The organism is Parazoarcus sp. PS-13 R2A, assembly GCF_057621855.1.
This window is the reverse complement of sequence record NZ_JBYEXN010000003.1, coordinates 70,627-93,763: the sequence shown is the minus strand read 5'-3', so window position 1 is coordinate 93,763 and position 23,137 is coordinate 70,627. Positions and strand designations below refer to the sequence as shown.

Annotated in this window: 25 protein-coding genes; 17 read left to right on the top strand and 8 right to left on the bottom strand. The window is 61.8% G+C overall.

Features of this window, described 5'->3' with window-relative positions:
• Window positions 1-65 precede the first annotated feature (65 nt).
• Window positions 66-1,421, bottom strand: coding sequence for a dicarboxylate/amino acid:cation symporter (locus AC22G6_RS04275; protein ID WP_487365751.1), 1,356 nt, complete (start codon window positions 1,419-1,421; stop codon window positions 66-68).
• 251 nt (window positions 1,422-1,672) lie between these two features.
• Here AC22G6_RS04275 and AC22G6_RS04270 point away from each other — a divergent pair, with 251 nt between their 5' ends.
• From AC22G6_RS04270 to AC22G6_RS04240, 7 genes are all read left to right on the top strand, one after another.
• The gene (locus AC22G6_RS04270) at window positions 1,673-2,575 is read left to right on the top strand and encodes a LysR substrate-binding domain-containing protein (RefSeq protein WP_487365750.1); all 903 of its coding nucleotides are present in this window, start codon (window positions 1,673-1,675) and stop codon (window positions 2,573-2,575) included.
• 108 nt (window positions 2,576-2,683) lie between these two features.
• Complete coding sequence (gene aspA, locus AC22G6_RS04265; RefSeq protein ID WP_487365749.1) at window positions 2,684-4,087, top strand: aspartate ammonia-lyase; 1,404 nt, start codon at window positions 2,684-2,686, stop codon at window positions 4,085-4,087.
• 178 nt (window positions 4,088-4,265) lie between these two features.
• A complete protein-coding gene (sigZ, locus tag AC22G6_RS04260; protein ID WP_487365748.1) occupies window positions 4,266-4,802 on the top strand; it encodes an RNA polymerase sigma factor SigZ in 537 nt (178 codons plus the stop codon).
• 439 nt (window positions 4,803-5,241) lie between these two features.
• On the top strand, window positions 5,242-6,279 hold the full coding sequence (locus tag AC22G6_RS04255) for a permease (RefSeq protein ID WP_487365747.1): 1,038 nt from the start codon (window positions 5,242-5,244) through the stop codon (window positions 6,277-6,279).
• 10 nt (window positions 6,280-6,289) lie between these two features.
• A complete protein-coding gene (locus AC22G6_RS04250; RefSeq protein ID WP_108974219.1) occupies window positions 6,290-6,526 on the top strand; it encodes a thioredoxin family protein in 237 nt (78 codons plus the stop codon).
• A 10-nt stretch (window positions 6,527-6,536) separates the two neighbouring features.
• Window positions 6,537-6,947, top strand: coding sequence for a rhodanese-like domain-containing protein (locus AC22G6_RS04245; RefSeq protein ID WP_487365746.1), 411 nt, complete (start codon window positions 6,537-6,539; stop codon window positions 6,945-6,947).
• Between the two features lie 28 nt (window positions 6,948-6,975).
• Entirely contained in the window at window positions 6,976-7,395 is a 420-nt protein-coding gene (locus tag AC22G6_RS04240; protein ID WP_487365745.1) for an OsmC family protein, read from the top strand.
• A gap of 294 nt (window positions 7,396-7,689) precedes the next feature.
• Here AC22G6_RS04240 and AC22G6_RS04235 read toward each other — a convergent pair whose 3' ends face one another.
• From AC22G6_RS04235 to AC22G6_RS04220, 4 genes are all read right to left on the bottom strand, one after another.
• Complete coding sequence (locus AC22G6_RS04235) at window positions 7,690-9,900, bottom strand: OsmC domain/YcaO domain-containing protein (RefSeq protein ID WP_487365744.1); 2,211 nt, start codon at window positions 9,898-9,900, stop codon at window positions 7,690-7,692.
• 609 nt (window positions 9,901-10,509) lie between these two features.
• Window positions 10,510-10,911 carry an ArsR/SmtB family transcription factor gene (locus AC22G6_RS04230; RefSeq protein ID WP_487365743.1) on the bottom strand — a complete coding sequence of 134 codons (402 nt, stop codon included), beginning with the start codon at window positions 10,909-10,911 and terminating at the stop codon, window positions 10,510-10,512.
• Window positions 10,912-11,246: 335 nt separating this feature from the next.
• Complete coding sequence (locus tag AC22G6_RS04225) at window positions 11,247-11,987, bottom strand: type 1 glutamine amidotransferase (RefSeq protein WP_487365742.1); 741 nt, start codon at window positions 11,985-11,987, stop codon at window positions 11,247-11,249.
• A 37-nt stretch (window positions 11,988-12,024) separates the two neighbouring features.
• Window positions 12,025-13,074 (bottom strand): permease, encoded by a 1,050-nt coding sequence (locus AC22G6_RS04220; protein ID WP_487365741.1) that lies wholly within the window; start codon window positions 13,072-13,074, stop codon window positions 12,025-12,027.
• Between the two features lie 613 nt (window positions 13,075-13,687).
• Here AC22G6_RS04220 and AC22G6_RS04215 point away from each other — a divergent pair.
• The 7 genes from AC22G6_RS04215 to arsA all read left to right on the top strand — a co-directional run bounded on the left by AC22G6_RS04215 (window position 13,688) and on the right by arsA (window position 18,666).
• A complete protein-coding gene (locus AC22G6_RS04215) occupies window positions 13,688-13,996 on the top strand; it encodes a DUF1840 domain-containing protein (RefSeq protein ID WP_487365740.1) in 309 nt (102 codons plus the stop codon).
• Window positions 13,997-14,120: 124 nt separating this feature from the next.
• On the top strand, window positions 14,121-14,492 hold the full coding sequence (locus AC22G6_RS04210; RefSeq protein WP_487365739.1) for an ArsR/SmtB family transcription factor: 372 nt from the start codon (window positions 14,121-14,123) through the stop codon (window positions 14,490-14,492).
• Window positions 14,493-14,494: 2 nt separating this feature from the next.
• Entirely contained in the window at window positions 14,495-15,001 is a 507-nt protein-coding gene (locus tag AC22G6_RS04205; protein ID WP_487365738.1) for an arsenate reductase ArsC, read from the top strand.
• Between the two features lie 26 nt (window positions 15,002-15,027).
• Window positions 15,028-15,441 carry an arsenate reductase ArsC gene (locus AC22G6_RS04200; RefSeq protein WP_487365737.1) on the top strand — a complete coding sequence of 138 codons (414 nt, stop codon included), beginning with the start codon at window positions 15,028-15,030 and terminating at the stop codon, window positions 15,439-15,441.
• A 3-nt stretch (window positions 15,442-15,444) separates the two neighbouring features.
• Entirely contained in the window at window positions 15,445-16,512 is a 1,068-nt protein-coding gene (gene arsB, locus AC22G6_RS04195) for an ACR3 family arsenite efflux transporter (protein WP_487365736.1), read from the top strand.
• Window positions 16,513-16,529: 17 nt separating this feature from the next.
• Window positions 16,530-16,901: an arsenite efflux transporter metallochaperone ArsD gene (gene arsD, locus AC22G6_RS04190; protein WP_487365735.1), complete on the top strand. Its 372-nt coding sequence runs from the start codon at window positions 16,530-16,532 to the stop codon at window positions 16,899-16,901.
• A gap of 16 nt (window positions 16,902-16,917) precedes the next feature.
• Window positions 16,918-18,666: an arsenical pump-driving ATPase gene (arsA, locus tag AC22G6_RS04185; protein WP_487365734.1), complete on the top strand. Its 1,749-nt coding sequence runs from the start codon at window positions 16,918-16,920 to the stop codon at window positions 18,664-18,666.
• Between the two features lie 4 nt (window positions 18,667-18,670).
• On the opposite strand, the gene AC22G6_RS04180 is transcribed toward arsA, so the two are convergent.
• Window positions 18,671-19,621: a LysR family transcriptional regulator gene (locus tag AC22G6_RS04180; protein WP_487365733.1), complete on the bottom strand. Its 951-nt coding sequence runs from the start codon at window positions 19,619-19,621 to the stop codon at window positions 18,671-18,673.
• Between the two features lie 106 nt (window positions 19,622-19,727).
• On the opposite strand from AC22G6_RS04180, the gene AC22G6_RS04175 reads away from it, so the two are divergent.
• The 3 genes from AC22G6_RS04175 to AC22G6_RS04165 all read left to right on the top strand — a co-directional run bounded on the left by AC22G6_RS04175 (window position 19,728) and on the right by AC22G6_RS04165 (window position 21,558).
• Window positions 19,728-20,429, top strand: coding sequence for a pirin family protein (locus AC22G6_RS04175; protein ID WP_487365732.1), 702 nt, complete (start codon window positions 19,728-19,730; stop codon window positions 20,427-20,429).
• Window positions 20,430-20,496: 67 nt separating this feature from the next.
• On the top strand, window positions 20,497-20,910 hold the full coding sequence (locus tag AC22G6_RS04170; protein WP_487365731.1) for a DoxX family protein: 414 nt from the start codon (window positions 20,497-20,499) through the stop codon (window positions 20,908-20,910).
• 93 nt (window positions 20,911-21,003) lie between these two features.
• Complete coding sequence (locus AC22G6_RS04165; protein WP_487365730.1) at window positions 21,004-21,558, top strand: flavodoxin family protein; 555 nt, start codon at window positions 21,004-21,006, stop codon at window positions 21,556-21,558.
• Window positions 21,559-21,615: 57 nt separating this feature from the next.
• Here AC22G6_RS04165 and AC22G6_RS04160 read toward each other — a convergent pair whose 3' ends face one another.
• Together AC22G6_RS04160 and AC22G6_RS04155 are read right to left on the bottom strand one after the other, a co-directional pair.
• The gene (locus AC22G6_RS04160; RefSeq protein ID WP_487365729.1) at window positions 21,616-22,278 is read right to left on the bottom strand and encodes an HAD family hydrolase; all 663 of its coding nucleotides are present in this window, start codon (window positions 22,276-22,278) and stop codon (window positions 21,616-21,618) included.
• Window positions 22,279-22,317: 39 nt separating this feature from the next.
• On the bottom strand, window positions 22,318-23,136 hold the full coding sequence (locus AC22G6_RS04155; protein WP_487365728.1) for a phosphodiesterase: 819 nt from the start codon (window positions 23,134-23,136) through the stop codon (window positions 22,318-22,320).
• Between the last annotated feature and the right edge of the window lies 1 nt (window position 23,137).

Here is a 23,137-nt window from a genome sequence, read left to right as displayed (position 1 = left end):
GAGTCTTTTGATGCCCTGCAGGCATGGAGCGTGCGGCCGGAACTGGCTCACACGCTCCCGTATGGTTAAGCGCGGGTTTGTTCAGCCGTGGCAAGCGGCGCGATCGTCATGCCGTCGGGTGTCGACAGCATGTCCCCTGCCTTGAGCACATGGGCCGTGTCATACGCAGCCTGATCCAGCTCGCCTTCGCTCTTTGCGATCACGCAGCCAACCGCGCAGTCGCCTGCGACGTTGAGCGCGGTGCGCGCCATGTCGAGGATGCGGTCGATACCTGCGATGATCGCGATACCCTCGAGCGGCAGGCCAACGGAGGCCAGCACCAGCGAGAGCATGATCAGACCGGCGCCCGGCACGCCTGCCGTGCCGATGGAGGCCAGCGTCGCAGTCAGGACGATGGTCAGGTACTGGCCGCTGCTGAGATCAACACCAAAGGCCTGGGCAATGAAAACCGCACAGACGCCCTGATACAGCGCAGTGCCGTCCATGTTGATGGTCGCGCCCAGCGGCAGCACGAAGCTCGATACGCTGCGCGACACGCCGAGGTTGCGCTCGCAGGACATCATGGTGACGGGGAGCGTGCCCGAGCTCGAGGTGCTGGTGAAGGCAACCATGACCGGCTCGATGCTGCCCTGGAAGTAGCGCATCGGATTGAGCCGTGCGACAAACTTGATCAGCCCGCCATAGACAACAACGGCGTGGATGATGCAGCCGATGTAAACCATTGCAATCACCTTGGCCAGCGGCGCGAGGACATCCGGACCGTAGGTGCCGGCAACCCAGACCATCAGCGCAAACACGCCATAGGGTGCAAACGCGATGATGATCGAGGTCAGCTTGTACATGACTTCCGCCGCCGACTCAAAGAAGCTCCGCACCGGTTTCGCCGCGTCGCCGGCCAGCGTGATGGCGAGGCCGAAGAAAATGGCAAAGACGATGATCTGGAGGACGTTACCCTCGGCAAACGCCGCAATCGGGTTGGTCGGCACCAGGCCGAGGATGGTGTCGACCATCGTCGGCGGGGTCTTGGCGGTCACCGCCTGTGCGGTGCCGAGATCCACGCCAACGCCCGGTTGAAACAGGACCGCCAGCCCGAGACCAATCGAGATGGCAACGGCGGTCGTGGCGAGATACAGCACGAAGGTCTTCAGGCTGATCCGCCCCATCGTCGCCAGATTCTGCAGCGATGCGACACCCGTCACCAGAGACACGAAGATCAGCGGCACGATCAGCATCTTGATACCGCGGATGAACAGATCGCCAACCGGCTTGATGCTCTTGGCGAGCTCCGCGTTACCGGTCTGGTTGAGCAACACCCCAAGGACAAGTCCGACGGTCAGTGCAATGAAGATCTGTTTCCAAAGCTGCATTCCCGTCCACCACGAGAACACCCCGCGTCGGGCTGTATTGGGAGGGTTGATCATTGTTTTCGCTCCTTGTCGGCACTCGGATGAGCCAGGCCATCCTTGCTACGGTTTTTCGGTTGGGGGTCTCTCTGTAGCTGGGACGACGCTTCGTCTCCGGCCTTTGATTTATAAGGTCTTACCAAAGACTTGCCCAATTCCGTTTTTGGATGTCTCATGCAAAAAATGCATGAAGCTATGCGCGCCATGAAGAACGAGATCGCAGGGCCGCATTTTCCACCAAAACCGACACGACACAGGACGGAGATCGCATGGAAGTAAACTGGCTGGAAGATTTCCTGACGCTGTCGGTTACGCGCAATTTCACCCGGGCGGCGGAACTGCGCAATGTCACTCAACCCGCGTTCAGCCGGCGGATTCGCAACCTTGAGTACTGGGTGGGCGCGGTGCTGATCGATCGCAGCCTTTTCCCGATCCGGCTGACCCCGGCAGGCGAAGCCTTCCGCGAGACCGCGCAGGAAATCGTGGACTCCCTGCGCACCGGCCGCGAGGAGGCCCAGGGCCTGATGCCGAAGTCCGGCGAAGTCATTTCGATCGCCGCATCACACACGATTGCCGTCAGCTTCTTCGCGCAATGGCTCGCGGATCTGCAGCCAAGGACCGGCGCCTTCAAGGCCCGCATCATCGCCGACAACGTGGCGGGGTGCATCGAAGCCCTGATAAGCGGAAGCTGCGACCTGATGCTTGCCTACAGCAGTGCTGCGCTGCCGACCCTGGCCGACATGGAGCGCTATCCGTCGACACCGCTGGTCGAGGAACGGCTTGTGCCTGTCAGCGCACCCGCGCCCAATGGCGCACCGCGCTATTCCCTGGCGGGCAAGGCGGTGCTGCCCTACCTCGGCTATTCGACCAGCAGCTACCTCGGCCGCCTGACAACATCGATCATCGAGCGCGAGTCCCTGGCCAAGCGGCTGGATTTTCAGTACGAATGCTCGATGTCGGACGTCCTGAAGCAGGGCGTACTCGTCGGCGCGGGCATCGCGTGGATTCCGGAACTTGCAGTCCACGACGAGCTTGAAGCGGGCACGCTCGTACTCGCCGGCGACGACAGCCATACCGTATCGCTGGGCATTTCCCTGTATCGAAAGGCAGAACCTGGCCGTCCGCAGGTCGAACGCATCTGGAACGCCTGCGTCGCCGCATCCGGGGCATGACCGTCCCCGCAGGGCTCATGCCTTGGCAACATCGACAATTCGCAAACAGCATCAAGTAGCGAGGCGGGCTTGAGCAGAATCCGCAGGTACCTCAACCGGACCTCGATCATGCAAACCTCCATCCGCATCGAACACGACCTCCTCGGCGATCGTGACATCCCCTCAGACGTTTACTGGGGCATCCACACCCTGCGCGCGATCGAGAACTTCCCGATCACCGGACGCACCATCAGCAGCTATCCCGAGCTCATCCGTGCGCTCGCACTGGTGAAGCGCGCAGCCGCCTCCGCCAACCTGCAGCTCGGTCACCTCGACGCGCGCAGCGCCGACGCCATCATGCAGGCGTGCAAGCGGATCGAGGCCGGCGAGCACCACGACCAGTTCGTGGTCGACGTCATTCAGGGTGGCGCAGGCACGTCCACCAACATGAACGCGAACGAGGTGATCGCCAACCTCGCGCTGGAACAGCTTGGTCTGCCCAAGGGGCAATACGACGCACTGCACCCGCTGAACCACGTGAACATGGCGCAGAGCACGAACGACGTGTACCCGACCACGCTCAAGCTGGCGATCATCTTCGCGATTCAGGATCTGCTCGAGGCGATGGGCCTGCTGCGCGACGCGTTCGACGCCAAGGCCGCCGAGTTCTCCGACGTGCTCAAGATGGGGCGCACGCAGCTGCAGGATGCGGTGCCGATGACGCTGGGCCAGGAGTTCATGACCTATGCCGTGATGATGGGCGAAGACATATCGCGCCTGCAGGAGGCGATCTCGCTGTTGCAGGAGGTCAACCTGGGTGCGACCGCCATCGGCACGGGGATCAATACCGACATCCGCTACTCCAGGCTCGCCACCGAGATGCTCTCGGAGTTCTCCGGTGTGCGTCTGGTGCCCGCGCACAACCTCATCGAGGCCACCCAGGATACCGGCTCCTTCGTGCAGCTTTCGGGCGTGCTCAAGCGCATCGCCTGCAAGCTGTCCAAGGTGTGCAATGACCTGCGCCTGCTCTCCAGCGGCCCGCAAGGCGGCCTGAACGAGATCAACCTTCCCGAGCGTGCAGCCGGTTCGTCGATCATGCCGGGCAAGGTCAATCCGATCATCCCCGAGGTCGTCAATCAGATCGCCTTCGAAGTGATCGGCAACGACGTCACCATCACCATGGCGTCGGAAGGCGGGCAGCTTCAGCTCAACGCCTTCGAGCCCATCATCGGTCACTCGCTGTTCAAGAGCATCGAGCATCTGTCCGCCGGCTGCCGCACGCTGACCGAGAACTGCGTCAAGGGCATCACCGCCAACCGCGAACTGCTCGCCGAGCGCGTCCGCACCTCTGCCGGCCTGGCGACGGCCCTGAACCCGATCATCGGCTATCAGAATGCCACCCTGGTAGCACGGGACGCGCTTCGCACCGGCCGCAGCGTGACCGAGATCGTGCTGGAAATGGGTCTGCTGACTGCCACCGAACTCGAGTCCGCACTGCATCCGCAGAACCTGACGGCCCCCCGCGCCATCTGAGCGTCAACGCCGTCGCCCCTCGTCCGGAGGGGCGACGTCCCCGCTCAGCGCACGGCTCAGCATCGCCATGAACCGGCTGCTGGCCTGAACCAGTGATTTTCAGCTCGAGTCATTCGACCTACAATCCGGTCGAATGAGCACTACGCAGATCCCTACGAATACCGATAAGCCCCGCCCCATGAAATGCGTGAGTGAGGCGTGGACCGCCCACGGCCGCGAGCTTCTCCGCTTCGTCAGTGGTCGCATCACCAATGCCGACGAAGCGCGGGACCTTGTGCAGGAAGTCTTCCTGCGGGCCATGCTGCACGACCGCGGCCTGTGCAGCATCGGCAACCCCAGGGCCTGGCTCTTCCATGTTGCGCGCAACCTGCTCATCGACCGCTATCGCCTGACCAGGGAGCAGATTCCGCTCGATGACGCGGATTACCCCGCCCCCGAAGATTCGGACCAGCCGGTCGAGGCGCTCTCCGCCTGCCTGCCGCGCGCACTCGCCGAACTGGCGCCTGAGGATCGCGAAGTACTGACCCTGTGCGACATCGAGGGCCTGTCCCAGCAGGCCTACGCCGAGCGCCTCGGGCTCACGCTCCCCGCCGCCAAGTCGCGCATTCTGCGCGCCCGGAAAAGACTCAAGACCCGGCTCGTCACCGCCTGCCAGGTCCGCTTCGACGAGGCTGGCCAGGTCTGCTGCTTCGTACCCCGCGCACCACTCGAATAATACGATCCCGTTTTCGTCCATTGAGACGCTGACTGCGGAGCATCCGGGTGCGCTTCCAGGTTTGACCGGCGCGGGTACTTGCCGTCTGGTGGCGGGCACCACTGACTACTCCCGTCGAAGAGTGACCGGAAGCTCCCGGAAGAAGAAGCAGAAGACAGGCTCATCAGCGCCTCTGACGCTCAGGGGCAGACGGTTCGCGCATGCACCGATGGTCACGGACTCACGCCAGCGACCGCCAGATCTCGCCTTTTGCACCCCGGAATGCGGTCCCGGGACCGCATTGTGCGAACCGCCGGGCCCGTTTCGATGAGGCGGACATATGTGTAACCACGTTCCGCACGCTTCAACCTGAATCCTTTCGGCAACTCGTTCGTCTCCCTTGTTGACCGTCCAGTGCGAGCAATCTGCTATCGCCGGGCAGCAACTTTGGAGATGAAACATGACCACCCTCGCCATGCGTTGGTCACAACGCAGCCCTCGGGCGTTTCTGGTACTGGCGGCCCTGCTTTGGCTGGGCCTCTACCAAACCCTGATTCCGCTCTCGGAAGGTCTGGTTGCCGCCCTGCCAGTGGCGCGAGACAGCCATCTTGGCGGCGCACTGCAGTTCTTCTTTTATGACACGCCCAAGGTGCTGCTGCTTCTGACCGGCATCGTGTTCGTCATGGGCATGATCAACAGCTATTTCACGCCGGAGCGCACCCGGGCCTTACTGGCCGGACGGAGCGAAGGGCTGGCCAATGTGATGTCGGCTTCGCTGGGCATCGTCACGCCGTTCTGCTCCTGTTCGGCGGTGCCGCTCTTCATTGGCTTTGTGCAGGCAGGCGTTCCTCTGGGGGTGACGTTCTCCTTCCTGATTGCGGCTCCGATGGTCAATGAGGTGGCACTGACGCTGCTGTTTGGCATGTTTGGCTGGAAAGTGGCGATGCTGTACCTGGTACTCGGCCTGTCGGTGGCCATTGTGTCTGGCTGGATCATCGGACGCTTGAAGATGGAAGCACACCTGGAAGACTGGGTGCGCAACATGCCCAGGACAAGCGCGCAGTTCACAGCCACTGCAATGAGCCTGAGTGAGCGTATCGATGCCGGTTTCCAGAGTGTGCGTGACATCGTCGGCAGGGTCTGGCCCTACATTCTGGCGGGTATTGCCATCGGGGCAGGCATCCACGGCTATGTACCGGAAGACTTCATGGCCAGCTTCATGGGTAAGGACGCGTGGTGGTCGGTGCCGCTGGCCGTGGTGATCGGCGTACCGATGTACACCAATGCCGCTGGCGTGATTCCCATCGTTCAGGCCCTGCTGGTCAAGGGGGCGGCACTGGGTACGGTGCTGGCCTTCATGATGAGTGTGATTGCCCTGTCGCTGCCGGAGATGGTGATTCTGCGCAAGGTACTGAAAATCAGGCTGATAGCGACGTTTATCGGCGTCGTCGCCACCGGCATTCTGATCGTGGGTTATGTATTCAACTGGGTTCTATAAGGAGATTGAGATGAAAGACATCAAGGTTCTGGGTACAGGATGTGCCAACTGCAAGACCACCATCGCGCTGATCGACCAGGTCGCCCAGGCGAAAGGCATTCCGGTATCGCTGCAAAAGGTCGAAGAACTCAAGGACATCATGAGTTACGGTGTAATGAGCACGCCGGGCGTGGTGATCAATGGAAAGGTCGTCCACGCGGGCGGCATTCCGTCCCGCGACAAGATCGAGCAATGGTTGAGTGCATGAGGCGCCCAAGATGACGACTGATAGAAGAGCGCTCGATAACGCGCGCCAATACTGCCCCACGCTGACCCTGCGCAAGGTAACGGAGGAAGGCGCATTGCTGGTTGACGTGCGCGAGCCATCGGAAATCGCCGCACTGGCATTTGATGTACCCAGGGTCATCGCCATGCCGATGAGCGAGTTCGAGCAGCGATTCATGGAGTTGCCACGTGATCAGGCCTTGGTTCTGGCGTCCTCAGCCGGTGAACGCAGCTTGAAAGCGACCTATTTTTTGATGTACCACGGATACGACAACGTCGCCAACATGGAAGACGGTGTCAAAAAATGGGTGCGCAAGGGCTTCCCGGTGCGGGGCGATGCGTCAACGCTGACCAGCAACCCGGCCTGCTGCGCACCGTCATCACCTTCCGGAAAATGCTGTTGAACTGAATTACGCTACGCTGGAGAAGAAAATGGAAACCGCCCCTCAGAAAATGCAGTTCGCCGTCCGCGCAAGGCGAAACGACGCTCACGGCAGCGAGGCTCAGTGCAAATCCGCATCAATCACGCTGGATACCGATCTCGCCGGACGCCCCGATGCCTTCAACCCTGCCGAGCTGCTGCTGGCTGCGCTCTCGGCGTGCATGATAAAGGGCATTGAGCGGGTGGTGCCGATGCTCAAGTTTGAGCTGAAAGGCGTGGAAGTCATCGTGGATGGCGTGCGCCAGGATGTGCCGCCAAAGATGGAGAGTATCCGCTACGAAATCATTGTGGATACCAATGAATCAGAGCGACGCATCGAACTGCTCCATGACAACGTCAGGAAGTACGGCACCGTGTTCAATACGGTGGCGCCGGGCACGGATCTGTCCGGTGTCATGCATCGACGATGAGCGATGCGATGGCGTCCGCCATCCATCTCGCTCTTCGTTTGGTTGTACCACCGGGTTTGCCCAAGCAACGCCAGGATCATGGTCCGTTCCCCGCTGCACACGCCCCCTTCCACCCACTGTCAGACTGTCCGAAGTTTTCTTGACACCGCCTCAGGCTGCCTTTATCCGGAGAACCCCTGGAACAAGGGCCCGGAATCGGCGCAGCGTGCCGGCATGGCGTGGCGCGCTGACAGGTGCAGGGGCTGTCGCAGGTGTGCTGAACGTCTGGATGGACTGGGGCTGGGCCCGCCCTGATTACCCATGACTGGCCAAAGCCGCCACACTGGCCCGCGCCGTGTGCAGCTTCCTGTAGCTGTCGATCAGGCGCTGGTGCCTGTCGAGCCCTTCCAGCTTCATGCTCGTTGGCGTCAAGCCGTAGAAGCGCACGCTGCCGTCCACTGTCCCCATCGCTGCGTCCATCCGTGAGTTGCCAAACATGCGGCGGAAATTAACCTCGTAATCGTCCAGATCCAGATCGTCGTCCAGCAGCACCTCCAGCACCACATTCAGGGCCTGATAGAACAGGACGCGCTCGACCGTGTTCTCGTTATATTGCAGAAAGGCTTCGAGCCGCTCCTTCGCTGCCTCGAATTGCTGCAGGGCGAGATGAATCAGCAGTTTCAGCTCCAGAATCGTGAGCTGACCCCAATTCGTATTCTCGTCGAACTCGACGCCGATCAAGGTAATGATGTCGGTGTAATCGTCGAGCTCGCTGTCTTCCAGACGTTCGAGCAGTGCTTCCAGGCTGGCATCGTCGAGGCGGTGCAGGTTCAGGATATCGGCGCGGAACGACAGTGCCTTGTTGGTGTTGTCCCAGATCAGGTCTTCGACCGGATAGACTTCCGAATACCCCGGCACCAGGATGCGGCAGGCAATTGCGCCGAGTTGGTCATACACGGCCATGTACACTTCCTTGCCCATGTCTTCGAGAATGCCGAGCAAGGCTGCGGCTTCCTCGGCATTGGATTCTTCACCCTGACCAGAGAAGTCCCACTCGACAAAATCGAAATCGGCTTTGGCACTGAAAAAGCGCCACGACACCACGCCACTGGAATCGATAAAGTGCTCGACGAAGTTGTTCGGCTCGGTGACGGCGTTACTTTCGAAGGTGGGCGGGGGCAGATCATTCAGGCCTTCAAAACTGCGGCCCTGCAGTAACTCGGTAAGACTGCGTTCCAACGCCACCTCGAAGCTTGGATGTGCGCCAAACGAGGCAAACACACCGCCCGTGCGCGGGTTCATCAAGGTGACACACATCACCGGAAACGCCCCGCCCATCGATGCATCCTTTACCAGCACCGGAAAGCCCTGCTTTTCCAGCTCGTCGATGCCCGCCAGAATGCCGGGGTATTTCGCCAGCACTTCGTGCGGCACATCGGGCAGTGCCATTTCGCCTTCCAGAATCTCCCGCTTTACCGCTCGCTCGAAAATCTCCGACAGGCATTGCACCTGTGCTTCGGCCAGCGTATTGCCGGCACTCATGCCATTGCTGAGATACAGGTTGTCGATCAGATTGGTCGGGAAATACACCACCGCGCCATCGGACTGACGCACATAGGGCAGCGAACAGATGCCGCGCTGCACGTTGCCGGAGTTGGTGTCGTGCAGATGCGAGCTGCGCAACTCGCCATCGGGGTCGAAGATCTGCAGGCAGTAGTCGTCGAGAACGCCAGCCGGCAACGCATTCTTGGGACCCGGTTTGAACCAGCACTCATCGGGATAATGCACAAATGGCGCGCCGGCGATATCCTCGCCCCAGAACTGGTCGTTGTAGAAATGGTTGCAGTTCAGGCGCTCGATGAATTCGCCCAACGCCGATGCCAGCGCGCTTTCCTTGCTTGCACCCTTGCCATTGGTAAAACACATCGGTGAGTGTGCGTCGCGGATATGCAGCGACCACACATTGGGAACGAGATTGCGCCACGAAGCGATTTCAACCTTGATGCCCAGGTCCGCCAGAACCCCCGACATGTTTGCGATGGTTTGCTCGAGCGGCAGATCCTTTCCGACAATATAGGTACTTGCGTCCGAATCCGGATTCAGCGTCAGCAAGGCCTGCGCATCGGCATCCAGATTCTCGACCTCCTCGATCACGAAATCGGGCCCGGTTTGAATTGCCTTTTTCACCGTGCAACGGTCGACGGAGCGCAAAATGCCCTGCCTGTCCTTGGCAGAGATATCCGCCGGCAACTCGATCTGAATCTTGATCAGCTGCTTGTAGCGGTTTTCCGGATCAACAATATTGTTCTGCGACAGGCGGATGTTATCGGTCGGAATATTTCGCGTTTCGCAGTACAGCTTCACGAAATAAGCCGCACACAAAGCCGATGAAGCCAGAAAGTAATCGAACGGACCAGGGGCCGAGCCATCGCCCTTATAGCGGATAGGCTGATCGGCCACGACCGTGAAGTCATCGAACTTGGCTTCGAGACGCAGCTTGTCGAGAAAATTGACCTTGATTTCCATGGGGGAATTCCAGAGAGGCGTTCAGAACAGATTGGCGGCCATTATCCCCGTTTTCCCATGGAGAAACGGTGCTTCTCCGGCGCTTCGCGGACACGCGTCACGCTGACAGCGCTCATCCGCCATGCCGATCATTCATCCGGCGGGAATCCCGTGGTGTTGCGCGCGATCGACCTGTCACCTGGAAACAGCGCTCACATGGGATTCTTGTCGGAATTCCTTCCAGTCACCCCACACGTCGCCCACGCCCGAGCAGAACCGCGAGGCAATGCCACCCGTGCGGGCGCGCACCATCGATGTACGCCATTGTTGAAGTGGAAGAGCGGCTCTGTGGAATGCTGTGCACCGCCGGGTCACAAGGGCAGCGCCCCGAGCGCTAACGGATGGGCAAGGGGCAACAACGGAAGGTGCTGCTTCGCCGAACCGGCGGAAAGCGCGAACGAGGCCAGATCGGTGCCGCACTTCGGCGCCTCGCCCGGAAGGTTTGTCGCGGTCTGACTCGTCGGCCCGATCTGTCACTGCGACGCTGACAAGCCGCATCGCGAAGAACACATCCTGCTTTCCGTCAATTTGGGGGCTGCATGGATCGATCGACTCTGCCCCCTTTGATTCTCACACCTTTGATTCTGTAATTCTGGCCCACTCAGCACTGCCAGGCCCAACGACACAGTGCCCGCCTTCACGCAATGCCAGTCGCAGGCGACACTTCTTGATCTCGGCTTCCAGTTCCCGCTCGGGAATACTCTTCACCGCCGCCAGCAACTGCATCTGAAACGGACTGCCTTCACGGTTGAGGGTGTAGAAAACCCACTTCCCCTCTTTTTGTGCAGTCACCAGACCCGCCTTCTGGAGGATCTTCAGATTGCGCGAAACGTTGTAATGGTTTTCGCCAAGAACATCCATCGCCTCGGCAACACAGACTCGCTCATCGATATGAACCAGCAGCCAGAAGAGTCGCAAGCGATTCGAATCCGATATGGCTTTTAACGCATCCGTATAGCTGGCATTCATCATTTGATTTCCAAACCTCCGTTTGTCTGGATCTTAAGTGATTGCTGCCAGGGCGGCAATCTGGCAGGTCCGGTCGCCGACTCGCGCGGACTAGCTTCGATGCTGGCTGAGTCCTTTCAACATCAAGCAAATACCGATACAAAACACCAACCCGGAATGACTGCCATGGAAAATCAATTCCGCTTTGCTGGCCCCGCTCAATAAGGCGATCCAGAAGAGCGGGCACAAGAGCCCCAGCAGTGCGATACAGAAACCGGGCTGGGCGGACGATGGCAGTCTGTGCTCCCTGAGCGCAAGTCTGAGCACCCGCCACAAATGCGTGCAGGCGCACAGATTTGCTAAAAGCAGTCTGGATTTTTGCATTTCTCCTTCCATGACTCACTGGTCCCCAATAGAAAACGATTAAGCAGCCGACAGGCGACGTCACTGTCGTCAACGTCCCGCATTTCCTTTCGCGCCTGAGCCACTGCCTTTTTATCGAATTTCGCTTCTGCAACGCTCAGAAACTGAGTGAAAAAATGACGAGTAAACTCCGGGTGTCCCTGTATGGTCAGAACCCTGTCTGTATGACGCATCAGGTAATAAGGGCAGAATTCGCTCCCTCCCAGATGCACAAACCCTTCAGCAGGCACAACGACCTGATCTCGATGCATTGCGTAGAGCGCAAGAGGCCTTGAATCGGACAGGCCAGCTACCCGCTGATACAGGCGCACAGGATAGAGCCCCAGACCCCAACCAGCAGCACGTTCAACGTGTCCCCCTAAAGCCTGGTGAATCATCTGGTGGCCGAAGCAGATCCCCAGCAATCGACGCCGTGCTTCGTGCGCGCGCCGAATGAACTTCCCCAGCGGCTCAATCCAGGGTTCCCGGTCGAACACGCTGGCAGGACTGCCGCTGACCAGATACGCATCGGCCTCCAGCACATCGCCTGGCATTTCGCCTTTCCATACCTGCCAGATTCTGATCTCAGCCCCTGCGCTGTCGAGCTGAAGCCGTTCGACCAGACATTGAGCGTAATGACCAAATCTCGATTGCAAGGCGTCATGCACCTCGCCGCACAACAACAGACCGATTCGCATCGGCCGTTGCTGTGCGCCGTGCCACCTGACCGGTCTTTCAGAAGACAGCACTGAAAACGACCCCACCGACGATGGCGAGCGTAACGACCGTTATCACGAACGCCACGACAGCCTTCGGCTTGAGCACGGAAGAGATAATCGCAATCTCAGGCAGACTTGCACCTGTGCCGCCTATCAGCAATGCCATGGCTGCGCCCATACCCATGCCTTTGGCAATGAGCACCTGCAGCAAAGGGAGCGCCATCTCGATTCGCAGATACAGGGGCACACCAATACCTGCGGCCACGGGAATGGCGTACCAGTTATCGTCGCCAATGTATTGCTCCACGATCTCCGCAGGGAGAAAGGCTGCAGACAAGGCACTGATCACGGCACCAATTAACACATACGGAATGATTCGTTTGAACAGTGCCCAGGCGAAGCGCATGGCCAGTTTCATCCGCGCCGTGTGAGCCACGGTCGCGGCACTGGAGAAAGGCGCACAAGCGGCGGCCAGACATTCTTCCAGTGGCCCGGACGGCTGAGCCATCGCCATTGCCGCTGCGGTGCTGCCGGACACGGCAGTTGCAGTGCATGCTGTCGCAACGGGTGCAGCGGCAGCGCATGCCGAAACCGGCGCACCACCACATCCGGTCGTCGGCACTTCTTCAATGCGCCGGAAGGCGTTCTTCAGCGGTGACCGACCGATGACATAACCCGCAAGCATCGCCCCACACAGTGTCAGGGCCAGATACAACAGTGCGACCTGCCAGCCAAAGATGGCAATGATCAGTCCGACAACCACAAAGTTGCACAAGGGCGCGGAAATCAGAAAGCCGAACACCATCCCCATGGACGCCCTCATTTCGATCATTCCCATCACCACCGGCACCATCGAGGCACTGCAAAAAGGTGTGAGTGTGCCCAGCAGGGCCCCCACCAATGGCCCCCGCTTTTCATTTTTGGCCAGTTTCTTCTGCAGCTTATCCTGGGGAATGTATTCCCGAATGATGCCTGTCAGAACCGTGACAACCGCAATAATGAGAATGAGCGCGCCGCCCACATGCAACAGCTCTTCGAGAGCAACAGCCCAGCTATTCTTGTCCATACCGCTTCCTTCAAAGACTAAGGATGTTTGATTTTCACATGCACGATTGCGCATATGTGCGTATTTCGAAGGATAACGACCTGAATCGGAGCTGGCAAGTCAGAAAAGCATCCGGCACGAACCAAAGGGGTCAGAGTCGTTCGATCCGTGCAGCGCCCCGCAACTGCGGCCCTGGGTCGGACGTTCTCGTTCAACATGCCGAGAAGCCAACCTCTGATTACGGCGGCAGTCCGGCGCATCAGCAAACTCCGGCTTGAGCCGTGCTGGCGAGTGGCACACAATGACCCCACTCATTTTTCATCCGGCATCAGGCTGGCATTCCTGATGAGCGTCATCCACGATGGACAGGACTCAGCGGAATCAGACAGGGCACTCCGGCGCGTCAGCGTTGGGGGATCCTCCGGTGGCAGCCGGGTCTCGGGCGACCTTTTCGGTGCCTCGCCACCCCGCATGGAGCCTGCGAATCGAGGCGCCGTTTTTCACTCGCAGGGCGTGTGCCCGTCCGCACAGACGATCACCGCTCCCCGCGTAGCATTGGTCTTCGTAACTTGGCCATGGTCCCGGCATCGAGCGGCGACCTGCAGCCATTACGGACCAGACTGGAGACCCTGTCATGCTGATTATCTTCAAGTCCGCCGCCAGCGGTAACGTGATCACCCTCGAGCAGAACGGCAAGGAAATGCTGGAGGTGCTGGGCAGGGACCAGGATGCAGAGCAGGGAATCATCACCGTCGAGCAACTTCCCGACGCGATTTCGCGCGTGCGCCGGGCCATCGAAGCCGATGTCGCCGCGCATGCCGGCAAGGCCCCCGCCGACGAGGACGAAGAGCCCCCCATCTCCTTCCAGCAACGGGGCCAGCCCTTGCTCGAACTGATGGAACACTCACTCACCGAAAACACCCCGGTCACCTGGGGCGTCTGAAGCCGCGACGCGGGGCAATCGGCGCCCCTCCAGGTCCCGGACACGCCGGTCCGAACGCCCCACCGGTCATTTCTGCAATAAAAAATTCATCCGTTTTGACCAATAGTTCGATAATATTCGAACTATGGAAACGTTAAACGCCGCCGAACTCCTCGCCGCCCTGGGTCATGAATCCCGCCTGAGCATCTTCAAACTGCTGGTGGAAGCCGGCCCTGAAGGCGTTCATGCGAGTTCAATCGGGGAACAGCTCGGCATGGCGCCGGCCACGCTGTCCTTCCACCTTGCGCATCTGAGCCGGGTCGGGCTGATTCGCGGGCAGAAGGAGAGCCGCTTCATTCGCTACACGGCCGAGTTTCCAACCATGGACGAACTGATCGTCTTTCTGACCAGCAACTGCTGCCAGGGCGAGGCCTGCCTGCCCAAGGCAAGCGCATGCAGCACGACGGCACAGGGTCGAAACCTGAAGACCGATACACACACCTGCAAGGAGCCCTGATTGTGGAACGCCCGCTCAACGTCCTGTTTCTGTGCACCGGCAACTCGGCCCGCAGCATTCTGGCCGAAGCCATTCTGAACCACTCCGGGAAGGGACGCTTCAACGCCTTCAGTGCCGGCAGCCACCCCAGCGGCACGGTCAATCCCCTCGTCCTCGAACTGCTCAAGCAGCAGGGATTTTCCACCGAGGGCCTGCGCAGCAAGGCCTGGTCCGAGTTCGCCACACCCGACTCACCCAAACTGGATTTCGTGTTCACCGTGTGCGACAACGCCGCGGGTGAAGTGTGCCCGGTCTGGCCCGGCCAACCGATGACGGCGCACTGGGGCATCGAAGACCCGGCAGCGGTGACGGGTGACGATACTGCCAGGCGTCATGCCGTATCCAGGGCGCTGCACATGCTGAATCGTCGTATCGCGCTCTTCACCAACCTGCCCTTTGCCAAGCTCGACCGCCTGTCGCTGCAGAACAAGCTCGACACCATCGGCGACTTGCGCAAGCAGGGCGAATGAACACCAACGACTGAAACAATACCGAAATGAGTACTCTCAAGACCGTGCTGGTGTTATGCACCGGAAACTCCTGCCGCTCGCAGATGGCCGAAGCGATCCTCAACCATGAGCTTGGCGACCGGGTTCGCGCCCTGTCCGCGGGCACGCTGCCGCAGCCGAAGGTTGCCGATGGCGCGATCGAGGCCTTGAAGGCCGCCGGCCTGCCGACCGCGGGCCTTCACCCCAAGACCATCGACGCCGTGATCGACGAGCCGATCGACCTGGTGGTGACCGTGTGCGACAACGCCAAGGAAAGCTGCCCGATCTTCCCGCGTGTGGTGCCGCGCATGCACATTCCCTTTCACGATCCGCACGGTGAGCCGCTGGAGAGTTTCATCAAGGTACGCGACGAAATCCGTACGCAGCTGATTCCCGCCGTCCGGACTGCACTGGAGCTGTGAACGATGTCTGCACAATGTGAAACAACCGCCAAGCTTGCCGCCGGCGCGCCGATGAGTGTTTTCGAGCGCTACCTGACGGTGTGGGTGTTCCTGTGCATCGTAACCGGGATCACGCTCGGCGAGTTCGCGCCGGGCGTGTTCCAGACCATTGGCCGAATGGAATACGCACAGGTGAATCTGCCCGTCGGCCTGCTGATCTGGGTGATGGTGATCCCGATGCTGGTCAAGGTCGATTTCGGCGCGCTGCATGAAGTCAGGCAGCACGTGCGCGGCATCGGCGTGACCCTGTTCGTGAACTGGCTGGTGAAGCCGTTCTCCATGGCCTTTCTCGGCTGGCTCTTCATTCGCCACCTGTTTGCGCCGATGCTGCCGGCCGATCAGATCGACAGCTATATTGCCGGCCTCATCCTGCTCGCCGCGGCGCCCTGCACCGCGATGGTGTTCGTGTGGAGCAAACTGACGAATGGCGACCCGCTGTTCACGCTGTCTCAGGTAGCGCTGAACGACACCATCATGGTGTTCGCCTTCGCGCCGCTGGTCGGCCTGCTGCTTGGTATCTCGGCAATCACCGTGCCGTGGGCCACGCTGGTGACCTCGGTGGTGCTGTACATCGTGATCCCGGTCATCATCGCCCAGGTGTGGCGCAAGATGCTGCTGGCCAAGGGTCAGGCCGCCTTCGATGCGGCCATGGAGAAGATCGGCCCGTGGTCGATTGCTGCACTGCTGCTGACGCTGATCCTGCTGTTCGCCTTCCAGGGCGAGGCGATCCTCCGGCAGCCGCTTATCATCGCGCTGCTGGCCGTGCCCATCCTGATCCAGGTGTTCTTCAATTCGGCACTGGCCTACTGGCTGAACCGTGCCGTCGGTGAGAAGCACAACGTGGCCTGCCCGTCTGCGCTGATCGGTGCGTCGAACTTCTTCGAGCTCGCGGTAGCCGCTGCCATCGCCATCTTCGGTTTCAACTCGGGCGCGGCGCTGGCCACCGTGGTGGGCGTGCTGATCGAAGTGCCGGTGATGCTGCTGGTGGTGAAGGTCGTGAATTCGTCGAAGGGCTGGTACGAAGCCCGTTAGTCTCCAGGAAGATCGTCATGAAGAAACTCGAAGTCTTTGATCCCGCGATGTGCTGCTCCACCGGCGTGTGCGGTGTCGATGTCGACCCGGTACTGGCCCAGTTCGCGGCCGACCTGAAGTGGGTCGAGGAACACGGCATCAGCGTCGCGCGCCACAACCTCGGTCAGGAGCCCCAGGCTTTCGTGGCCAACCCGGCGGTGGTCAAGGAGATGGAAGCGGGCATGGAGCGCCTGCCCATCCTCGCGGTGGACGGCCACATCGTGTCGACCGGCATGTACCCGTCACGGCTGCAGTTGGCGCAAAAGCTCGGCATTACGCTGACCCGCGAGGAGAAACCCCGCATCAAGGCCGGCAGCCCGTGCTGCTCGCCCGACTCGGGTTGCTGCTGAGACAAGGGAGCAGACCATGGCATTGCCCGACACCCGCACGCGCTACCTGTTCTTCACCGGCAAGGGCGGTGTCGGCAAGACCTCGCTGTCCTGCGCCACCGGCCTCGCCCTGGCGGACGCCGGCAAGCGGGTCCTGATCGTCAGCACCGACCCTGCGTCCAACCTCGACGAAGTGCTCGGCCTTGCGCTGAGCCAGACGCCCACCGCCGTGCCGGACGCGCCCGGCCTGTTTGCACTGAACATCGACCCGGAAGCGGCGGCGCACGATTACCGCGAACGCATGGTCGCACCCTATCGCGGCATTCTTCCAGACGCGGCCATCCGCAGCATGGAAGAACAGTTTTCCGGCGCATGCACCGTCGAGATCGCGGCCTTCGATGAGTTCTCCAAGCTGCTGGGCGATCCGGCATCGACGGCCGGCTTCGACCACGTCATTTTCGATACCGCGCCCACAGGGCATACGCTGCGCCTGCTCACCCTGCCATCGGCGTGGAACGAGTTCATCGACTCCACCACCGGCGGCGCCTCCTGCCTCGGCCCGCTGGCCGGGCTGGAAAAGCAGAAGGCCCTGTATGCGGCGACTGTCGCACGACTGGCCAATACGGCAGAAACCACCGTCATTCTGGTGAGCCGCCCGGATGAGGCCTCGCTGCGTGAGGCGGACCGCACCTGTGGCGAACTCGCGGAGCTCGGCATCAGCAATCAGACGTGTGCGATCAACGGCGTGTTCGCGGCCGGCACATCGGACGATGCGATTGCACAGGCGATGTTGCGCCGCGCCGCCGACGCCCTTGCCCGGATGCCGGCGCGACTCGCTGCACTGCCCGGCGTAACCATCCCCTTCCTGCCCCGGGGCACGGTCGGGCTGGCCTCGCTGCGGCTGATGGCCCATCCGGAAACAGCTGCGATTGCCGACGCTGCGCACACGCCCTCCACCGCACTTCCTCCGGGCATGGCAGGGCTGGTCGATGAAATCGCGCGAGCCGGGCACGGTGTCGTGATGACCATGGGCAAGGGCGGCGTGGGCAAGACCACGGTTGCCGCCGCCATCGCGCTGGCACTGGCGCAACGCGGAAACAAGGTCGTACTCTCGACCACTGACCCGGCAGCCCATGTGGCGGCCGCGCTCGATGCCAGCGAACCCGGGCAGAGCGTCGCCCGCATCGATCCGGATCTGGAAGTGGCGCAGTACACCCACGAAGTGCTGGACAAGACCGGGAGCAGTCTGGATGCCGCCGGCCGCGCAATGCTGGAAGAGGACCTGCGCTCGCCCTGCACCGAAGAGATCGCCGTATTCCGCGCCTTTGCGCGCACCATCGACGAAGGCAAGGACGGCTTTGTGGTGCTCGATACCGCGCCCACAGGTCACACCATCCTGCTGCTCGATGCGGCCGAGGCCTACCATCGCGAAGTGATGCGCACCCAGGGCGACATGCCCGAATCGGTACGCGAACTGCTGCCGCGGTTGCGCGACAAGGCCTTCACCCACGTTCTGATCGTCACCCTGCCCGAGGCAACACCGGTGCATGAAGCCGAGCGCCTGCAGGCCGACCTGGCCCGTGCCGGCATCGAGCCGTTTGCATGGGTGATCAATCAGTCATTGCTCGCCAGCGGCACGCACGATCCGCTGTTGAGCCAGCGCGGAGAGTACGAAATTCCCTTCATTCGCCGGGTGGCCGACGAACTGGCCACGCGCAGCGCGCTGATTCCGTGGCTGGCGACCGCGCCCGTCGGCACAGCCGGCCTCGAGCAGATCACGCGCTGACCGCTCACAGACCGATGCCGGGCCGGTCGCCGAGCAGTGCCCTGCGCGTCACCGGGCGCTTCAGTTGCTCAAGCCACCATTGCAGCGCCCGGCCCGGTTCGCTGCGGTCGCGCGTGAGCCAGACATAGCTGACCTGCACCTTGCGCTCGGTGCGGGCCACCGTCTTCGCCACCAGGCGCCCGGAATCGATGTAGGGCTGCGCGAGACAGCTCATCAGAAAACCCGCACCAATCCCCCGCACATGCGCATCCACCTTGGCCTCCACACTGCCCACGGTAAACACGTCCTGCCCTGGCAGCAGACCGGTGGTGATGCCTGTGCCGCGCGGATTCGAGTCAGCAATGGCAACAGCACGATGCTGGCGAATCACTTCGTCGCTCAAGGGCTCGGGCTCACGCGCGAGCGGATGATGAGGTGCCACGGCAAACACGAATCCGATCTCGCCGATGTTCTCCCTCAGCAGGCCCGCGGTACTCGCCCCCTCGACCCCCATGCCGGCAAGGGCGAGATCCGCCTGCCCCGAGGTGAGCGCCTCGAGCGTGCCTGACAGCACCTCGTCGCGCAGCTTCAGGCGTGTCGGCGGGTTCATGGCGAAGAAGGCTTCGCACAACTCCATCACCGTCAAGCGGTTGATGAGGCCGTCGACCGCAATCGTCAACTGCGCCTCCCAGCCGGTGGCGACGCGCTTGACGCGGTTGGCCACGGCGTCGATATCGGCCAGCAGGCGCCCGCCTTCCCGCAGCAGCTCCGCGCCCGCCTCGGTGAGCCGGGCCTGACGCGAGCTGCGGTCGAACAGCAGCACGTCGAGCGCATCCTCGATCTGGCGCACGCGGTAAGTCAGGGCGCTTGGCACCACGTTCATTGCCCGTGCCGCGGCGGCAAAGCTGCCGGTGCGGGCAATGACCTGCAGCATAGCCAGAGCGTCGGGGGTCAGTGCCTCTCGGGGCGTCAGCATGCGGCACTCCATAATTCAAATAATTCGAATGATGCCATCAAATCCACAGACTGATCAGCCCGCCCCCCGCCACCACAATGGATCCCATCAACAAGGAGATCCAGACATGATGAGCTTACGCAAATCACAGGACCGCGGCCACGCAGATCACGGCTGGCTCAAGAGCCAGCACTCGTTCTCGTTTGCCGGCTACTACGACCCGGCACACATGGGCTGGGGCAATCTGCGCGTGATCAACGAAGACCGCGTGGCAGCGGGCACCGGCTTCGGCAAGCACGGGCACCGTGACATGGAGATCATCAGCTACGTGCTGTCGGGCGAACTCGCCCACCAGGACAGCATGGGCCACATCAAGGGCATTCCGCCCGGCGATGTGCAGCGCATGAGCGCCGGTACCGGCGTGACCCACAGCGAGTTCAACCACGCCCAGGACCAGACCACGCACTTCCTGCAGATCTGGATCGAGCCGAACGTCACCGGCATTGCGCCGAGCTACGAACAGAAGACGATCCCCGAAGCGCAGAAACGCGGCGCGCTGCGGCTGATCGCCTCATCCGATGGCGCACAGGACTCGGTCACGGTCCACGCCGACGCCGCGCTCTACGCCGGACTGTTCGACGGTGACGAAAGCGCAGCGCTGACGCTGGCCGCGGGACGCAAGGCCTATGTGCATCTGGTGCGCGGCACGCTCGACGTCAATGGACAGACGCTCTCGACCGGCGACGCGGCCCTGCTCGCAAACGAGACGCACATCGCACTGAGCCACGGCAAGGATGCGGAAGTCCTGGTTTTTGACCTTGCTGCATGAACACAACACACCCCTGACCCCAAGCATCTGCCCCCAACCCAAGACAGAACCCACTAAAGGAATCGCCATGTTCAACGCCCTTCAGAACCCCCTCAGCCTCGTTGGCCGCCTGCTGCTCGCCGCACTCTTTCTTCCGGCGGGGATCGGCAAGCTGACCGGCTTCTCCGGCACCGTCGGCTACATCTCGTCGGTCGGACTCCCGCTGCCCGAACTTGCTGCGGCACTTGCGCTCGTCGTCGAGATCGTCGGCGGCCTGGCGCTCATCGCCGGCTTTGGCACCCGTCTGGCAGCACTCGCACTGGGCGTGTTCACGCTGGTCGCATCGTTCTTCTTCCACAACTACTGGGGCGTTGCGGCCGAGCAGCAGTTCGTTCAGCAGCTGCTGTTCTTCAAGAACGTCGCCGTCGCAGGCGGCCTCTTCACCCTGGCCGCCCTCGGTGCCGGCGCCTGGAGTATTGACGCCCGTCGCGCCGCCGCCTGATCCCTTTCCGATGTACGCCGGCCACCGCCTGCCCCCTGCATGCGGTGGCCAAGGAATGCAGTCCCCCCCTCAAACTGAAGCAAGGAGCAAGAAATGAGCAAAGTCGTCGTGGTTTATCACTCCGGTTACGGTCACACCCAACGCATGGCGGAAGCCGTTGCCGCAGGCGCTGACGCCCGGCTCATCCCGATCGATGCCGAAGGCAACCTGCCCGAGGGCAGCTGGGAGCTGCTTGCCGCTGCGGACGCCATCATCATGGGCAGCCCGACCTACATGGGCACCGTGAGCTGGCAGTTCAAGAAGTTTGCAGATGCCTCCTCCAAGGCCTGGTTCGGCCAGCAGTGGAAGGACAAGGTCTTCGCCGGCTTCACCAACAGCGCCACGATGAACGGCGACAAGCTGTCCACGCTGCACTACCTGTTTACGCTGGCGATGCAGCACAGCGGGATCTGGGTGGGCACGGGCATGATGCCGAGCAACACCAAGGCCGCTCAGCGCAACGACCTGAACTACGTCGGCTCGTTCAGCGGCGCGATGGCGCAGTCGCCGTCCGACAGCAGCCCGGACGAAATGCTGCCGGGCGACCTGGAAACCGCGCGCCAGTTCGGCAAGCGCGTCACCGACGTCACGGCCCGCTTCAAGGCCTGAGCCTGCGCAGTCGGGCGCACCAGGGCTCAACGCCCCCGCGCCCGACACCGCGCATGATCAGGCGCAGCGCCAGCTCAATGCCGGCCACTTGCGCGCTTTGGCCACGGCAGCGAGACGCTCGTCGGCATTGACCACGACCGGATGACTGACCGCTTCGAGCAGGGGCAGATCGTTTGCCGAGTCGCTGTAGAACCGGCACTTCTTGAGTGCGCCCTCATCCATGCCCCGAGCCCGCAGCCATGCAATCAGGCACGGCTGCTTCTGCTCGCGAAAGCAGATCGGCCCCTCGATGCGTCCGGTCAGCGCGCCCTTGCGCACCTCGGCCCGCGACGCGATGACAGGCACATCGAGCAGCTCACCGATCGCATCGGACAGAAAGCTGTGAGTCGCGGTGATGATCGCCAGCGTGTCGCCCTGAGCGCGATGTTCGGCCAGCGCAACCAGCGCCTCCACACTGATGCGCGGCGCAATGCAGGATGCAACGAAGGCCTTGCGCACGGGCAGCCAGTCACTCAGCGGCCGCGCCCCCAGCAGGCCCAGGTGAAAGCCGTAGTAGTCGCTGATGTCGAGCTGTTCCGCCGCGTAGCGCGCCATGTAGTCGGCCTGGGCCGTCAGCACGGTGGCGGGCACATGGCCATGTTCGACCAGGTATTCGAGCCACAGGGTGTTGCTGTCACCGTCGAGCAGGGTGTGATCGAGATCGAAGAGCGCAAGAGACATTGGGTTTGATCGTGTATTAAAGGTTTGGGTCGGACCGGCTCAGTCGATGAGCTGTCCGTCCGCATCGAAAAATGGATAAGGACCGTCATAGTCGCCGACCACCGCGCCGTGGCTGACGATGCGGCCGTCGGCCCACCAGTGCAGCATGAAACCCGGTGGCTCCATGCGGAAACAGCTCGGCGCGCCGGGGCGAATGTCGAGCGCCACCTGATGTGCCGGACTCGGGCTGGTCAACACCCGACGCCCGCCCACGGTAGTCTGGATGTTGCGGTGCAAATGGCCGCACAGAATAAGCTCGATCTGCGGATGACGCGAGACGATTTCGGCAAAGGCCTCGCGCCCGGTGAGCCCGATGTCGTCCATGTGGCCGATACCGGTGACGAACGGCGGATGGTGCATGACCACCAGCGTCGGTTTGTCGGCAGCCTGACTCAGCGTCGCATCCAGCCATTCGAGGCGCTCGCGGCACAGCTCGCCCCGCCCGGCGTTCGGCACCAGGGTGTCGAGGCCGACGATGCGCAGGGGGAAGCGATCCTCGATCGCGAACTGCAGAAAGCCGGAGGACGGCAGATAGCCATCGTCGGCAAAGGCCGCACGCAGGGCCTCGCGCTCGTCGTGGTTGCCGGGCACGACCACGATCGGCTGTTTCAGGGGGGCGAGCAGGGTCTTGAGCCAGGCGTACTCCTCCGCCCGCCCGAGATCGACGAGATCGCCACTCATCACGATCAGGTCCGGCTGCGGGTCGAGCTTCAGCACCTCGGCCACGCAACGCTGCAGCATGGCCGCGGTATCAACGCGCTGGTAGGCGAGCTTGCCAGGCAGCTTGATGTGGGTATCGGTGATCTGCGCAATCAGCATG

Bases quoted from the DNA above. Each gene is read 5' to 3' on its own strand.
- AC22G6_RS04275 (WP_487365751.1), bottom strand. From the start codon at position 1,421: ATGATCAACCCTCCCAATACAGCCCGACGCGGGGTGTTCTCGTGGTGG.
- AC22G6_RS04270 (WP_487365750.1), top strand. From the start codon at position 1,673: ATGGAAGTAAACTGGCTGGAAGATTTCCTGACGCTGTCGGTTACGCGC.
- aspA (WP_487365749.1), top strand. From the start codon at position 2,684: ATGCAAACCTCCATCCGCATCGAACACGACCTCCTCGGCGATCGTGAC.
- sigZ (WP_487365748.1), top strand. From the start codon at position 4,266: ATGAAATGCGTGAGTGAGGCGTGGACCGCCCACGGCCGCGAGCTTCTC.
- AC22G6_RS04255 (WP_487365747.1), top strand. From the start codon at position 5,242: ATGACCACCCTCGCCATGCGTTGGTCACAACGCAGCCCTCGGGCGTTT.
- AC22G6_RS04250 (WP_108974219.1), top strand. From the start codon at position 6,290: ATGAAAGACATCAAGGTTCTGGGTACAGGATGTGCCAACTGCAAGACC.
- AC22G6_RS04245 (WP_487365746.1), top strand. From the start codon at position 6,537: ATGACGACTGATAGAAGAGCGCTCGATAACGCGCGCCAATACTGCCCC.
- AC22G6_RS04240 (WP_487365745.1), top strand. From the start codon at position 6,976: ATGGAAACCGCCCCTCAGAAAATGCAGTTCGCCGTCCGCGCAAGGCGA.
- AC22G6_RS04235 (WP_487365744.1), bottom strand. From the start codon at position 9,900: ATGGAAATCAAGGTCAATTTTCTCGACAAGCTGCGTCTCGAAGCCAAG.
- AC22G6_RS04230 (WP_487365743.1), bottom strand. From the start codon at position 10,911: ATGATGAATGCCAGCTATACGGATGCGTTAAAAGCCATATCGGATTCG.
- AC22G6_RS04225 (WP_487365742.1), bottom strand. From the start codon at position 11,987: ATGCGAATCGGTCTGTTGTTGTGCGGCGAGGTGCATGACGCCTTGCAA.
- AC22G6_RS04220 (WP_487365741.1), bottom strand. From the start codon at position 13,074: ATGGACAAGAATAGCTGGGCTGTTGCTCTCGAAGAGCTGTTGCATGTG.
- AC22G6_RS04215 (WP_487365740.1), top strand. From the start codon at position 13,688: ATGCTGATTATCTTCAAGTCCGCCGCCAGCGGTAACGTGATCACCCTC.
- AC22G6_RS04210 (WP_487365739.1), top strand. From the start codon at position 14,121: ATGGAAACGTTAAACGCCGCCGAACTCCTCGCCGCCCTGGGTCATGAA.
- AC22G6_RS04200 (WP_487365737.1), top strand. From the start codon at position 15,028: ATGAGTACTCTCAAGACCGTGCTGGTGTTATGCACCGGAAACTCCTGC.
- arsB (WP_487365736.1), top strand. From the start codon at position 15,445: ATGTCTGCACAATGTGAAACAACCGCCAAGCTTGCCGCCGGCGCGCCG.
- arsD (WP_487365735.1), top strand. From the start codon at position 16,530: ATGAAGAAACTCGAAGTCTTTGATCCCGCGATGTGCTGCTCCACCGGC.
- arsA (WP_487365734.1), top strand. From the start codon at position 16,918: ATGGCATTGCCCGACACCCGCACGCGCTACCTGTTCTTCACCGGCAAG.
- AC22G6_RS04180 (WP_487365733.1), bottom strand. From the start codon at position 19,621: ATGCTGACGCCCCGAGAGGCACTGACCCCCGACGCTCTGGCTATGCTG.
- AC22G6_RS04175 (WP_487365732.1), top strand. From the start codon at position 19,728: ATGATGAGCTTACGCAAATCACAGGACCGCGGCCACGCAGATCACGGC.
- AC22G6_RS04170 (WP_487365731.1), top strand. From the start codon at position 20,497: ATGTTCAACGCCCTTCAGAACCCCCTCAGCCTCGTTGGCCGCCTGCTG.
- AC22G6_RS04165 (WP_487365730.1), top strand. From the start codon at position 21,004: ATGAGCAAAGTCGTCGTGGTTTATCACTCCGGTTACGGTCACACCCAA.
- AC22G6_RS04160 (WP_487365729.1), bottom strand. From the start codon at position 22,278: ATGTCTCTTGCGCTCTTCGATCTCGATCACACCCTGCTCGACGGTGAC.
- AC22G6_RS04155 (WP_487365728.1), bottom strand. From the start codon at position 23,136: ATGCTGATTGCGCAGATCACCGATACCCACATCAAGCTGCCTGGCAAG.